This window comes from Rhodopseudomonas pentothenatexigens (assembly GCF_900218015.1).
Lineage (GTDB): Bacteria > Pseudomonadota > Alphaproteobacteria > Rhizobiales > Xanthobacteraceae > Rhodopseudomonas > Rhodopseudomonas pentothenatexigens.
This window is the reverse complement of record NZ_UFQQ01000010.1, coordinates 110,496-122,891: the sequence shown is the minus strand read 5'-3', so window position 1 is coordinate 122,891 and position 12,396 is coordinate 110,496. Positions and strand designations below refer to the sequence as shown.

15 protein-coding genes and 1 riboswitch are annotated in these 12,396 nt (G+C 69.0%); of the genes, 5 read left to right on the top strand and 10 right to left on the bottom strand.

From position 1 onward, the window contains the following. Nucleotides 1-111 precede the first annotated feature (111 nt). Together DWA33_RS11355 and DWA33_RS11350 are read left to right on the top strand one after the other, a co-directional pair. Nucleotides 112-717 (top strand): cysteine hydrolase family protein, encoded by a 606-nt coding sequence (locus DWA33_RS11355; RefSeq protein ID WP_114358205.1) that lies wholly within the window; start codon nucleotides 112-114, stop codon nucleotides 715-717. An 83-nt stretch (nucleotides 718-800) separates the two neighbouring features. Continuing rightward, nucleotides 801-1,292, top strand: coding sequence for a ferritin-like domain-containing protein (locus tag DWA33_RS11350; protein ID WP_114358204.1), 492 nt, complete (start codon nucleotides 801-803; stop codon nucleotides 1,290-1,292). Nucleotides 1,293-1,467: 175 nt separating this feature from the next. Here DWA33_RS11350 and DWA33_RS11345 read toward each other — a convergent pair whose 3' ends face one another. After that, nucleotides 1,468-2,640, bottom strand: a complete 1,173-nt coding sequence (locus DWA33_RS11345) for a zinc-dependent alcohol dehydrogenase (RefSeq protein ID WP_114358203.1) — start codon at nucleotides 2,638-2,640, stop codon at nucleotides 1,468-1,470. 178 nt (nucleotides 2,641-2,818) lie between these two features. Here DWA33_RS11345 and DWA33_RS25185 point away from each other — a divergent pair, with 178 nt between their 5' ends. Next, nucleotides 2,819-3,151 carry a hypothetical protein gene (locus tag DWA33_RS25185; protein ID WP_167443182.1) on the top strand — a complete coding sequence of 111 codons (333 nt, stop codon included), beginning with the start codon at nucleotides 2,819-2,821 and terminating at the stop codon, nucleotides 3,149-3,151. A 118-nt stretch (nucleotides 3,152-3,269) separates the two neighbouring features. Then, nucleotides 3,270-3,468: riboswitch (cobalamin riboswitch) on the top strand. Nucleotides 3,469-3,500: 32 nt separating this feature from the next. Further along, a complete protein-coding gene (locus DWA33_RS11335) occupies nucleotides 3,501-4,454 on the top strand; it encodes an ABC transporter substrate-binding protein (RefSeq protein WP_114358288.1) in 954 nt (317 codons plus the stop codon). A gap of 38 nt (nucleotides 4,455-4,492) precedes the next feature. Here the strand turns inward: DWA33_RS11335 and cobA are convergent, their stop codons facing one another. Genes cobA through cbiE form a run of 5 tightly spaced genes read right to left on the bottom strand, consistent with a single transcriptional unit; the run spans nucleotide 4,493 to nucleotide 8,978 of the window. Continuing rightward, complete coding sequence (gene cobA, locus DWA33_RS11330; RefSeq protein WP_114358202.1) at nucleotides 4,493-5,242, bottom strand: uroporphyrinogen-III C-methyltransferase; 750 nt, start codon at nucleotides 5,240-5,242, stop codon at nucleotides 4,493-4,495. After that, nucleotides 5,242-6,603 carry a cobyrinic acid a,c-diamide synthase CobB gene (locus DWA33_RS11325; RefSeq protein WP_114358201.1) on the bottom strand — a complete coding sequence of 454 codons (1,362 nt, stop codon included), beginning with the start codon at nucleotides 6,601-6,603 and terminating at the stop codon, nucleotides 5,242-5,244. Before DWA33_RS11325 ends, cobA begins: the two co-directional genes overlap by 1 nt. Beyond that, complete coding sequence (cobM, locus tag DWA33_RS11320) at nucleotides 6,590-7,369, bottom strand: precorrin-4 C(11)-methyltransferase (protein WP_114358200.1); 780 nt, start codon at nucleotides 7,367-7,369, stop codon at nucleotides 6,590-6,592. The genes DWA33_RS11325 and cobM overlap by 14 nt, the downstream gene beginning before the upstream one ends. After that, entirely contained in the window at nucleotides 7,366-7,758 is a 393-nt protein-coding gene (locus DWA33_RS11315) for a cobalamin biosynthesis protein (RefSeq protein ID WP_114358199.1), read from the bottom strand. Before DWA33_RS11315 ends, cobM begins: the two co-directional genes overlap by 4 nt. Further along, nucleotides 7,755-8,978, bottom strand: a complete 1,224-nt coding sequence (gene cbiE, locus DWA33_RS11310) for a precorrin-6y C5,15-methyltransferase (decarboxylating) subunit CbiE (protein WP_114358198.1) — start codon at nucleotides 8,976-8,978, stop codon at nucleotides 7,755-7,757. The genes DWA33_RS11315 and cbiE overlap by 4 nt, the downstream gene beginning before the upstream one ends. Here cbiE and DWA33_RS11305 point away from each other — a divergent pair. Next, entirely contained in the window at nucleotides 8,977-9,759 is a 783-nt protein-coding gene (locus DWA33_RS11305) for a cobalt-precorrin-6A reductase (protein ID WP_181902400.1), read from the top strand. The genes cbiE and DWA33_RS11305 overlap by 2 nt on opposite strands. Here the strand turns inward: DWA33_RS11305 and cobJ are convergent. The 4 genes from cobJ to DWA33_RS11285 are packed head-to-tail and all read right to left on the bottom strand — an operon-like array spanning nucleotide 9,726 to nucleotide 12,341. Then, complete coding sequence (cobJ, locus tag DWA33_RS11300; protein WP_114358196.1) at nucleotides 9,726-10,487, bottom strand: precorrin-3B C(17)-methyltransferase; 762 nt, start codon at nucleotides 10,485-10,487, stop codon at nucleotides 9,726-9,728. The genes DWA33_RS11305 and cobJ overlap by 34 nt on opposite strands. Then, nucleotides 10,484-11,212: a precorrin-2 C(20)-methyltransferase gene (locus DWA33_RS11295; RefSeq protein ID WP_114358195.1), complete on the bottom strand. Its 729-nt coding sequence runs from the start codon at nucleotides 11,210-11,212 to the stop codon at nucleotides 10,484-10,486. Before DWA33_RS11295 ends, cobJ begins: the two co-directional genes overlap by 4 nt. After that, nucleotides 11,209-11,838 carry a precorrin-8X methylmutase gene (locus DWA33_RS11290; protein WP_114358194.1) on the bottom strand — a complete coding sequence of 210 codons (630 nt, stop codon included), beginning with the start codon at nucleotides 11,836-11,838 and terminating at the stop codon, nucleotides 11,209-11,211. Before DWA33_RS11290 ends, DWA33_RS11295 begins: the two co-directional genes overlap by 4 nt. Further along, nucleotides 11,835-12,341, bottom strand: coding sequence for a hypothetical protein (locus DWA33_RS11285; RefSeq protein ID WP_244601258.1), 507 nt, complete (start codon nucleotides 12,339-12,341; stop codon nucleotides 11,835-11,837). The genes DWA33_RS11290 and DWA33_RS11285 overlap by 4 nt, the downstream gene beginning before the upstream one ends. Nucleotides 12,342-12,396: the final 55 nt, after the last annotated feature.

Sequence of the window (12,396 nt, the reverse complement as noted above, 5' to 3'; positions counted from 1 at the left end):
GGTTGATCGGCCATCATGGAGCACGCCGTCATCCTGCCGTCATCCTGCCGTCATCCTGCCGTCGTCCGCCCCGGCCGCCGCCGAGCCGGACTCGTCGAACCGTAACCCCTCATGACCAAGCAGCTCGTCGTCGAGCCGATCCAGGCCGCCGTTCACCTCTGTGTCGACATGCAGCGGATTTTCGCCCGCGGTGGCGTCTGGGAAACGCCGTGGATGGAACGCGTGCTGCCGGTGGTAGCCGACGTGGCGGCCCGCTACGCCCCGTCGACGATCTTCACCCGCTTCGTCACGCCGGAGCATCCGGAGCAGCGGCCGGGCCGCTGGCAGCGCTACTATCGACGCTGGGAGGCCGCGCTGCGCCCGAATCTGGCGCCGGACCAGCTCGATCTGGTGCCGGAGTTGCAGCGGCTGGTGCCTCCGGCCCAGGTGGTCGACAAGCCGTTGTACTCCGCCTTCAAGCACTCGAATCTGGCGTCGTTGCTCGTGGAGCGCGGCGTCGGCACGGTGGTGATTACCGGTGCCGAAACCGACGTCTGCGTGCTCGCCACGGTGCTCGATGCGGTCGATCTCGGCTTTCGCGTCGTGCTGGTCGAGGACGCGCTGTGTAGTTCGTCCGACCCGGGCCATGACGCGCTGATGACGATGTACCGCACGCGCTACGGTCAGCAGATCGATCTGTTCGGCCGCGACATGTTGTTCGAGTTGTGGAAGCTGTGACCCAGGCGGTGAGCCTGTTCCGCTAGGAACCCCCCGCAGGCGGCCACGTTGAAGGCGGGATCGTTTCAACTGGAGACTGAAGAATGGCTCAGGACGCACGTGAGATCTTTGTTAGCGGGCTTCGCAATGCCCACGCCATGGAGACCCAGGCGCGCGAGATGATGGAGCGGCAATCCGAGCGGCTCGACGACTATCCGGAGGTCAATGCGCGGGTGCAGCAGCATCTGCGGGAAACCGAAGGCCAGCTCAAGCGGCTCGACGAGTGTCTGTCCGCCTGCGGAGAAAGCGCCTCGATGCTGAAGGACACCACGCAGTCGTTCATGGGCAATATGGCGGCGCTGGCTCACACCGTGATGCCCGACGAGATCCTGAAGAACACCTTCGCCAACAACGCCTTCGAACACTTCGAAATCGCCGCCTACAAGTCGCTGCTGTCGCTCGCCGACATCGCCGGCTTCGGCTCGGCCAAGCCGCTGCTGCAGGCCTCGCTGAAGGAGGAGGAGGCCATGGCGGCGTGGATCGACCAGAACATCGACAGCGTGACGCGGTCCTACGTGCAGTCCCAGGCGGCCTGATCTTCGCACCTGTGAAGGATGGAATATTGTGGCCGGGCCTCGAGCCCGGCCATTTGCGTTCGAACCTGCCGCGTTGGAGCCTGCCGCATCGCTCGGCGCTCAGTCCCTGCGAAAACGTCGATGGCCGCCGAGCCCGGCCATCATTGCGTAGTTGGAGGTCGGATCGCGTGAGGGATCAGTGCGGCTTCATGACCACCTTGATGCAGCCCTCCTTCTTGTCGCGGAAGGTCTTGTAGAGTTCGGGGCCTTCTTCCAGCGTCGCGCGGTGGGTGATGACGAAGGAAGGGTCGATCTCGCCCTTTTGGATGCGGCCGAGCAGTTGCGGCAAATAGTGCTGCACCGGAGTCTGCGCCATCCGCATCGTCAGGCCGCGGTTGATCGCCGAGCCCATCGGGATCTTGTCGAGCAGCCCGCCGTAGACGCCGACGATCGACACCGTGCCGAAGTTCCTGCAGCAGTGGATCGCCTGGCGCAGGACGTGCGGCCGGTCGGTCCCCATGAAGGTCGCCATCTTCACCCGATCGACCATCGAGTCGAAGCTCGCGGTCGCCGCCGCTTCGGTTCCGACCGCGTCGATGCAGGCATCGGCGCCGCGGCCGTTAGTGAGATCCTGGATCTTGTCGTAGACGTCGTCGTCCATGAAGTTGATGACGATCGCACCGGATTGCCGCGCCATCTCCATACGCTCGGGCACCGTGTCGATCGCGATCACGCGTTCGGCGCCGAGCAGGAACGCGCTCTTGATCGCCATCTGGCCGACCGGTCCGCAGCCCCACACCGCGACGGTTTCACCGCCCTTGAGATTGCAGAAATCCGCCGCCATGAAGCCGGTGGGGAAGATGTCGGACAGGAACAGCACCTGTTCGTCGGTCAGTCCTTCAGGCACCTTGATCGGTCCGACATCGGCGTACGGCACGCGCAGATATTCGGCCTGTCCGCCCGCATAGCCGCCCAGCATGTGCGAGTACCCGAACAGGCCCGCGGGTGAATGGCCCCACATCTTCTCGGCTGCCTTGGCATTCGGGTTCGAGCGCTCGCACCCCGAATAGAAGCCGCGCTGGCAGAAGAAGCACTCGCCGCAGGAGATGGTGAATGGAACCACGACGCGATCGCCGACCTTGAGCTTGGTATTCTCGGCGCCCACTTCGACGACTTCGCCCATGGTCTCGTGGCCGAGCACGTCGCCGCTTTGCATCGACGGCATGATTCCGTCCATCAGGTGCAGGTCCGAGCCGCAAATCGCGCAAGCGGTGACCTTGATGATGGCGTCGCGGCCGTGTTCGATCTTCGGATCCGGCACGCTCTCGCAGCGGATGTCGTTCTTGCCGTGCCAGGTCAGCGCTTTCATCTGCAGTTCCCTCGTCGTTGATGGCGAAGGGAAAGGCCGCAGGCGTTCGGATGTTCCTCGGCGCCGCCGGAACAGCGGCGCGGCAATAAGGTGAGAGCGGTCATCGAGATCAGGAACCGTATCCAGCACGGCTCGTTGTGATTCGTTACTAACTAATAAGGAAACGACAGGAGCGGAGATGATGCGAAAAGCAACGACGGCATTGGTGGTGTTTGCGGCGCTCACCCTGGGCGCGAGCCAGGTCTTGGCACAGGGAGCAGGCGGTGGTGGCGGTGGCGGCGCGGGCGGCGGTGGTGCAGGAGCCGGCGGTGGTGGCGCCGGGGCCGGCGCGGGAGCGGGCGGAGCCGCTGGCGGTGGTGCGGGCGGCGGCGGACCGTCGAATTCCGATCGCGGCGGCCAGGGCTCGGGCAGCGCCCGGGGCGCCACCAATGCGGTGACGCCGAGTTCGGAGGGGCAATCGAACGCGACCACGCCGATGCGCAAGGACGGCACCGCGCCGATGCGGAAGTAAGCGTCAGCGCGACGAGCGATGTTCGACGAGCCGGGTGGCGTGCATGCGCCTCCCGGCTTTTCGCTGCGATCACGTCACCCCGTCGGATCGTCGCCTTGTCTCGGCCGGTGCGACGTGCTTAACCCGACATCGTACCGGTGCCCCTGAACAAGGGGTGAAACGGGAATGCGGTGCGGGGCCGACGCCCCAATGCCGCAGCTGCCCTCGCAACTGTGGGCGGATCGGAGTGTCCTCAATGCCACTGGTCGAATAGGCCGGGAAGGCGGACGCGCCGGATATCCGCGAGCCAGGAGACCGGCCGGTACAAGTGTGCAACTCGTTCGGCGATGGGCCGGCGGAGGATGTCGTCTTGACCAGAACAACTGCGCGGCATCGCGGCGCTCGTGCGCCCGTCGTTTCGGGCGAGCAACGGTTGACCCCTTGGCTACGCCATATGGCGCTGCCGGTCATCGGCCTGATCAGCCTCGGTGTGATCGGCCTGCTGTCATCGCCGGCGTCTGCCGCGGCGAAGCGGATCGCCTCGATCAATATGTGCACCGATCAGCTTCTGATCGCGCTGGCCGATCCGGAGCAGATCGTCGGCCTTGGGCCCTATGCGCGCGACCCGCGGCTGTCGTGGCTGGCGCAGGAGGCCGAGCAGTTTCCCAGGCTGTCCGGCGAGGCAGAGGATCTGTTGATGCTGGCGCCCGACGTGGTGCTGGCCGGCCGCTACGGCAAGCGTGCGACCCGCGAACTGCTGCGCGCGCAGAACGTTCCGGTCGAGGAGTTCGACGTGCCGCGGACGATCGACGAGGTCAAAGCGCAGATCAGCCGGGCCGGCGAGCTCGTCGGCCATCCGGAGCGATCGGACGCGATAATCGCTGCGATCGACAAGGCCGCGCTGCGCGCCCGGCAGACCGCGTCACGGTGGCACGGCCGGGTGCTGGCGCTGTCGCGGCGCGGCTGGGTGACCGGTGGCGACAGCCTGCTCAGCTCACTGCTGCAGACCGTCGGGCTGTCGAACGCCGCATCCGACCTCGGCCTCGCCTATGGCGGCTTCGCCTCGCTCGAAGCCATCGTCGCGGCGCGGCCGGATCTGTTGCTGGTGTCGGAGCAGCAGCCGCAGGCTGAGGATCAGGGCAAGGCTTTGCTGCTGCATCCGGCGATTCAGCAGGCCTATCCGCAAACCCGGCGGATCGTTGTCCCCGATCAGCTCACGGTCTGCGGCGGTCCGATGCTGCCGGCCGCACTCGATCGGCTGTCCGACGCGATCGAGCAGATCAGCCGGAGGCACGGCGTTGCTTCGGCCGCGGCACACGATTGAACGAAGCTTGGTGACAGGTCGGCCCGGCGCGCCGGTTTTCAGCCTTCTTCCAGCGCGGCGCCGTACAGGATCATGCAGGGGCCGGCCGGCCGATCGGCGGTGAGGCGGGCGGCGAGCTCGCTGACGCTGCCTCGTTGCACATTGGTCGCTTCCGAGCCGAGGCTTTCGACCATCACGGCCGGCGTCGCAGCGCTCAGGCCGCGGGCGATCAGTTGTGCCACGAGGGCCGGGAAGGTGGCCTTGCCCATATAGACACAAGTCGTTGCCGTCGCGTCCGCCAGCGCTGCGAGGTCGAGATCGCGCGGCAGGCGGCCGTCGACATCGTGACCGGTGACGAATTGCACCCGGCGCGCGACGCCGCGCTTGGTCAGCGACGCGCCGATCGTCGCCGCGGCGGCGGTCGCCGTGGTGATGCCGGGCACGATCTCGACTGCGATGCCGGCCTCGCGCGCGGCGCGCAGCTCCTCGTCGGCGCGGGCGAACAGTGTCGGATCGCCGGCCTTCAGCCGCACCACATGCTTGCCACGCAGCGCGTAGCTGATCGCGAGCCGGCTGACTTCATCCTGGCGCGGCGAGGGATGGCCGGCGCGCTTGCCGACCGCGACCATCTCGGCGTTGGGATCTAGATACGCCATGAAGCCTTCGCCGGCGAGGTCGTCATACAGCACGACGTCGGCGGCCTGCAGCCGCTTGATCGCCCGCAGCGTCAACAGGTCGGCATCGCCCGGGCCGGCGCCGACCAGCGTGATTCGGCCGTTGGCGGCGGCGCTTTCGATTGACTTGGACATCAGGCGATCGCCTCCTCGGCGACATCGATCAGATGGAAGAAGGTGCCAGTGACGTGGCCGCGGCGGCTGCCGGTCTCATCGGTGAGCTGTCCGGCGGGATCGCGGATCTCGGCGAGCGGCTCGTCCGCCACGGTGACGACGCGCGCGTAGTGATATTCGTGGCCGCGCAGCACGCTGCCTGCGGCGTGGCCGGCGGCTGCGGCCTGCAAGGTCGCGAGCCGGTAGCCGAGATGCAGCTTGCGACTGGCGAAGTCGGTTTCGAGGCCGAGCAGGCCCGCCATCGCGTGGCGCGTGCCGTCGGCGTCGATCAGGCCGGCGCCCAGCGTCATGTAGCCGCCGCACTCGCCATGCACCGCGCGCGTCTCGGCGAAAGCGCCGAGCGCCGACTTGAATCGCGTCGCCGCTGCAAGCCGTCCGGCGTGCAGTTCGGGATAGCCGCCCGGCAGCCAAGCTGCGTCGCAGGACGGATCGGGGCCTTCGTCGTTCAGCGGCGAGAACGGCACGATCTCGGCGCCGGCGGCGCGCCAGCCGGCGGTGAGGTGCGGATAAATGAACGAGAAAGCATCGTCATGCGCGAGCGCGATGCGCTGGCCGGGCGGCGGCAGTGGCCGGATCGACGATGCGACCGGTCGCGCCGGCTGCGCGGCGCGGATCACCGCATCGAGATCGATGCCACGCACGGCGCTGTCGGCGAGCTGCTGCAGGCGGCTGTCGAGCTTCGCGGTCTCGCGCGCCTGCACCAGGCCGAGATGACGGTTCTTCAGCGTGAGATCGCGCTGGCGCTCGAAGCTGCCCAGCACCGGAAGGTCGTGCGCGGCGAAACCGTCGCGGACCAGCGCTTCATGGCGCGCGCTCGCAACTTTGTTGAGGATGACGCCGGCGATGCGGACGTCGCTGCGATAGCGGGCAAAGCCGAGCGCCAGCGCGGCGGCCGACTGCGCCTGACCGGCGACGTCGATCACCAGCACCACCGGCCAGCCGGTGAACGCGGCGATATCGGCGGTCGCGCCATTGCCCCAGGCGCCGATGGCGCTGCCGCCGTCGAACAGTCCCATCACGCCTTCGGCGAGGCAGAGATCGGCACCCGCCGCGGCATCGAGCAGGGACGTGATGCGGTCCTGGCCGAACGCCCAGGAGTCCAGATTGTAGCAAGGCCTCCCAGCGGCGATCTCATGGAACGCCGGATCGATGTAGTCGGGTCCGCATTTATAGGGCTGCACGGTGAGGCCGCGGCGGCGCAGTGCTGCATGCAGCGCCAGCGTCACCGTGGTCTTGCCGCTGCTCGTCGACGGCGCAGCGATGATCAGTCCGGGCGGCCGGCCAAGCTTCGACGTTGTTGGTCCGGGATCAGTCGCGGTCACGGCCGTCCTCCGCCGAGCGGCGATAGCGGCGATCGTAGTCGGGGGCGTACAGCGAGCTCTCGCGGAAATCGGTGGCGGCGAGCGATCGCCCGATCAGGATCAACGCGGTGCGGTCGATGCCTTCGGCGGCGACCTGCGCGGCGATCGAGCCGAGCGTGCCGCGGATCACTTGCTGCTCCGGCCAGCTCGCGCGTACCACCACCGCGACCGCGCCGTCGTCGCCATAATGCGGGCGCAGCCGCTCGACCACATCCGCGAGCACATGGATCGACAGATGGATCGCCAGCGTCGCGCCGGTGGCGGCGAAGGCTTCCAGGGTCTCGCGCGGCGGCATCGCCGATGCGCGGCCCGAGGTCCGGGTCAGAACCACCGTTTGGGCGACTTCCGGCAAGGTGAGTTCGCGGCCGAGCAGCGCGGCCGCCGCCGCGAAAGACGGCACGCCGGGCGTCACGGTGTAGGGAATGCCGTGCTGCTCCAGCCGGCGGATCTGTTCGCCCATCGCGCTCCACACCGACAGATCGCCGGAATGCAGCCGGGCGACGTCGTGGCCGGCCGCGTTGGCAGCGACGAACTCCGCGGTGATGGCGTCGAGGTCGAGCGGGGCGGTGTCGACCACGCGCGCGTCCTTCGGGCACAGCGCCACGATCTCGCGCGGGACTAACGAGCCGGCATAGAGGCACACCGGGCAGCGCATCACCAGATCGCGGCCGCGCACGGTGATCAGATCAGGCGCGCCGGGGCCGGCGCCGATGAAGTGGACGGTCATGGCTGCGGCTCCTCGATCGCCACCGCGGCCGTCGCGAGGCGATCCTGTGAAATCAATCGGGACACGATCAGCCGCGCCGTCGGCCCGGCGGCGGCGAGTGCCGCGGCTTCGCAGACGCTGCCGACGCCGCGATGCTGCGCGACCACGGGGGACGACGTCGTGATACGTGCGGCGGCTTGGTCGAGCGCCGCGGCGTCGATCGGCAACACGGGGAGAACGGTTGCGGTCGCGGCCTCGCGCAGGCCGCTGTGGTCGGCTTTGTCTGCGGCCGTCGCCAGCGCCGATGGCTGATGCGGGGCGGCGGCACGGCGCGCGGTGTCGATCACGTCGATGATCGACGATGAGGACGCGGCGGCGCGGAAGCCGATGCCGATGACGACGGCGGTCATTTGCGGACGCTCCATTGCACCACCGGCATCGCCGCGCGCCATCCGGTGAGGCCGCCGACCGGGGAAGCGCGCTCGACGCCGAGCCGCAGCAATTCTCCGCCGTGGCGATGATGCCAGTCGATCAGCAGCGCTTCGGTCTCCAGCGTCACCGCATTGACCACCAGCCGGCCGCCGGCGGGCAGCGCCTGCCACACCGCATCCATCAAGCCCGGACGACCGGCGCCGCCGCCGATGAACACCGCGTCGGGGGTGGGGAGTCCGGCGAGTGCCTCGGGCGCTGCGCCGAGCCGCAGATCGAATTGCGGCACGCCGAGCGCCTCGGCATTGGTGCGGGCGGTGGCGAGTCGGCCGGGGTGAGTCTCGACGCCGATGGCGCGATTGCTGCGCGCCGCCAGCAGCCATTCGATCCCGATCGAGCCGGCGCCGGCGCCGATATCCCACAGCAGTTCGTGGCCGCGCGGCGCCAGCGTCGACAGCGTGACGGCGCGGATCTCACGCTTGGTGAGCTGGCCGTCGTGCTGAAACAGCTCGTCCGGCAGGCCGCTGACGCACGGCATGATCACGGCGCCCGGTTCGGCGACCGCGGCGATACCGAGCGCGACCGGCGCGGTGACGTCGGCGAAGGCGAAGATCGAGGCGGTGGTCCGCCGCACGCGTTCGCGCGGTCCGCCGAGCGCTTCCAGCACGGTGAGTTCGGACGCGCCGAAGCCGTTCGCCGCCAGATACCCGGCGATCTCGCCGACCGCGGCGCCGTCGCGCACCAGCACGATCAGCCGCGCCTCGGGCCGAAGATGCGGACGCAGCGTCGCGATCGGCCGCGCGTGCAGGCCGAGCGTCACGGCATCCTCCAGCCGCCAGCCGAGCCGCGCCGCAGCCCATGCAAAGGTCGAGGGCGCGGGAACGGCGGTCCATTCTCGTGGCGCGAGATGATCGGCCAGCACCGACCCTGCGCCGTGCCAGAACGGATCGCCGGAGCACAGCACCACGACGCGGCGGCCGCGCTGCGCCAGCACCTCGGGCAACGAGGCCGCGAACGGCACACGCCACGGCAGCGTGGATTTGTTCAGCGCCGCGACGAGGGCGAGATGGCGATCGCCGCCGACGATCAGCTCGGCGCTGTCGAGCAGCGCCGTTGCGCGCGCCGACAGCCCGTCGAGACCGTCCTCGCCGATTCCGACGATGGACAGCCAGGGCTGCGCCGTGTCATCGCTGGTGATCATGACGCTCTCTTCATCGCACCGCCCGCGCGTGTTGATCCTCGGCGGCACCGCCGACGCCTCGGCGCTGGCCAGAACGATTGCCGCCGAGCCGGCCATCGACGCGGTGCTGTCGTTCGCCGGCCGCACCGATCAGCCGAAGCCGCCGCCGATTCCGTTTCGGGTCGGTGGTTTCGGCGGCATCAGTGGTTTGGCCGATTACTTGCGCGCCGGGCGGATCGAGCGCGTCGTCGACGCGACGCATCCGTTCGCGGCGCAGATGAGCCGCCATGCGGCGATTGCCTGCGCTGAAGCCGGGGTGCCGCTGCTGGCGCTGGAGCGGCCGCAGTGGCAGGCCGTCGCCGGTGATCGCTGGACCGAAGTCGAAGATCTCGATCAGGCGGTGGGCGCGCTCGGCGCGGCGCCGCGGCGGGTGTTTCTCGGCATCGGCCGGCAGAACCTCGAGCTGTTCGCGGCGCAGCCGCAGCACGCCTATCTGGTGCGGCTCGTCGATCCGCCGCGCGGACCGCTGCCGCTGCCGAATGTCGAGGTGGTGGTTGCACGCGGACCGTTCGATCTCGCCGGCGACCTCGCGCTGCTGCGGGCGCACCGCACCGAGATCGTCGTCGCCAAGAATGCCGGCGGCGACGCGGCTGTCGCCAAGATCACCGCGGCGCGGGAACTCGGGCTGCCGGTGATCATGGTGAAGCGGCCCGCGGTGCCGGATCGGCGCAGTGTCGCCACGGTCGCCGAGGTGATGGCCTGGCTCGGTCACGACACCGCTCCGGAGAACCGCGGGGTGTAGACGAACGCATTGCCGCTGCTGCGCGGGATCAACCTGGTCTGCGACGAGCCGATCATCACCAGCGTGCGCATGTCGGCGCGGGTGGGCTCGGCGTCGCCGAGCGGCACCACGTCGATGCGTTCGCGAGGATCGCTGACCGCGGTTGCGAAGATCACCGGCACTGAAGCCGGATGGATGCCGCGCAGTAGCTCGAAGGCGCGGCCGAGCTGCCATGGGCGTGCTTTCGAGATCGGGTTGTACAGCGCGATGACGAAATCGGCTTCGGCCGCCGCGCGCAGCCGCTTCTCGACTGTCTCCCAGGGCTTCAGATTGTCCGATAGGTTGATGGCGCAGAAATCGTGGCCGAGCGGCGCGCCGATCCGCGCCGCGGCGGCGAACATCGCGCTGATGCCGGGCAGGATGCGGATGTCGAGCTCGCGCCACGACGGATCGCCGGCCTCGATCGCCTCGAACAGCGCCGCCGCCATCGCGAACACGCCCGGATCGCCGGAAGAGACGATCACGACGTCCCGGCCGTCCGCTGCGAGCCGCAGCGCGAACCCGGCACGATCGAGTTCTTCGCGGTTGTCGGAAGCATGCCGCTGCAAGCCGTCGCGTTCGGCGACGCGCGCCACATAAGGCATGTAGCCGACGATGTCGGTGGCGCGCGCCAGCGCTGCGGCGACCTCCGGCGTGATCAGTTCCTGCGCACCGGGGCCGAGGCCCGCGACCACCAGCGATCCGGTCATGGCCGTCGCCCCTGTCCGTGTACCAGCACGATCGAGAAATACGGCGCGTCGTCGGTGGTCTTGTCGGCGAGCGGCATCACCACCTGATCGGCCATCGCGCCGCGTTCGACATAGATCGCGCGGTCGAGCAATCCGGCTTCATCGAGGGCGCGGCGCACCTTCGGCAGATTGCGGCCGAGCTTCATGATCACGATCGCGTCGCCGGTGGCGAGCGCCGCCTTCAGCCGCGCCGGCCCCAGCGTCGCCGGCACCACGCAGAGCACGTCGTCGCCGTAGGTGATCGGCGTGCCGCTCGCGGTCCAGCACGCCGCCATGCCGGAGATGCCGGGCACCACCTCGACGCGGATGCGCGGCGCCAGCCGGCTGTGCAGATGCATGAACGAGCCGTACAGGAAGGGATCGCCTTCACACAGCACGACGACGTCGCGGCCCTGCGCGATGTGCTCGGCGAGCCGCGCGACGCATTGTTCGTAGAAGTCGCGCAGTGTTGCCGCATAGGCCGGATCGTCGAGCGCGATCTCGGTCGTCACCGGATAGTCCATCGGCTCTTCGATCACGCCGTCCGGCAGCAGGCCGTCGGCGATGCGCCGGGCGTGACCGGGGCGTCCGGCCTTGCGGAAATACGCCACCACCTTGGCGGCACCGACCAGCCGCGCGGCGCGAACGCTCATCAGGTCGGGCGCGCCGGGGCCGACGCCGACGCCGTAGATCGTCGGTGTGCTCATTCGCGTTCGCTCGCCAGCGCGTTGATTGCGGCTGCGGTCATCGCGCTGCCGCCGCGTCGGCCGCGCACGATGACGCAAGGCGAGGGCGAATCCGCCAGCAGCGCCTCCTTGGATTCGGCGGCGCCGACGAAGCCGACCGGGATGCCGATGATGGCCGCGGGGCGCGGCGCGGCGGGCTCTGCGAGGATTTCGAGCAGGCGGAACAGAGCGGTCGGCGCGTTGCCGATCGCGACCACCGCGCCCTGCATCCGGTCGCGCCACAGATCGACCGCAGCGGCCGAACGCGTGGTGCCGAGCTTTGCGGCGAGGGCAGGGACGTCAGGATGGTTCAACGTGCAGATCACCTCGTTGTCGGCCGGCAGCCGCTTGCGGGTGACACCGTTGGCGACCATCTGCGCGTCGCACAGGATCGGCGCGCCGGCCTGCAGCGCGGCGCGGCCGGCCGATACAATGCCGGGCGTGAACGCGATGTCGCCGGCGACCTCGACCATGCCGCTAGCGTGGATGATACGCACCGCGATCTTCTCCTCGTCGGCCGTGAACCGATCGAGCGCGGCCTCGGCGCGGATGATGGAAAACGACTGACGATAGATCGCGTCGCCGTCTCGTTCGTAGGCGTAAGTCATCGGACGGCTTCCTCGATCAGCTCGGGGAGAAGGGATGGCGGTGGCTCTGCGTCTGTAATCGTGCCGCCGCTCGGCGCATCCATCGCAGTGATGCTGAGGCCGGCGGCGAGGGCGAGCTGCATCAGGATCGCGCGTGCGGCATGGCCGGCGCGCTGCGCGTACAGCCTGTTCAGGCGGCGGAGTGTGGTGGGCGGCAGGTTCGTGATCAGTTCGCTCGGAATTTCGTGCAGTTCGCAGGAGGCGAGGACCGCGAAGGCAATCCGCCGGCAGCCGGCAAATGCGGTGATCGCTTCGACGGCTTCACGGCAGGGATGCGCCTGATCCGGCAGCACGATCAGGATCGCGCGCAGCAGCGACGAATCGAGCGAGCGATCGACTGCCTGCGCAGCGAAGGAGGCGAGATCGCTGGTGTGCAGACGACCGGCGCCGGGCCAGGCCCGCGCGAAGGTCGCCAGCGTCTCGGCGCAGGGCGACAGCACCGCGATCTCGGCGGCGGTGGCCAACGGAAGCGACAGCTGAGAACCGGCAGAGATACCGGGATGGAGCGCAGTGGGCGGC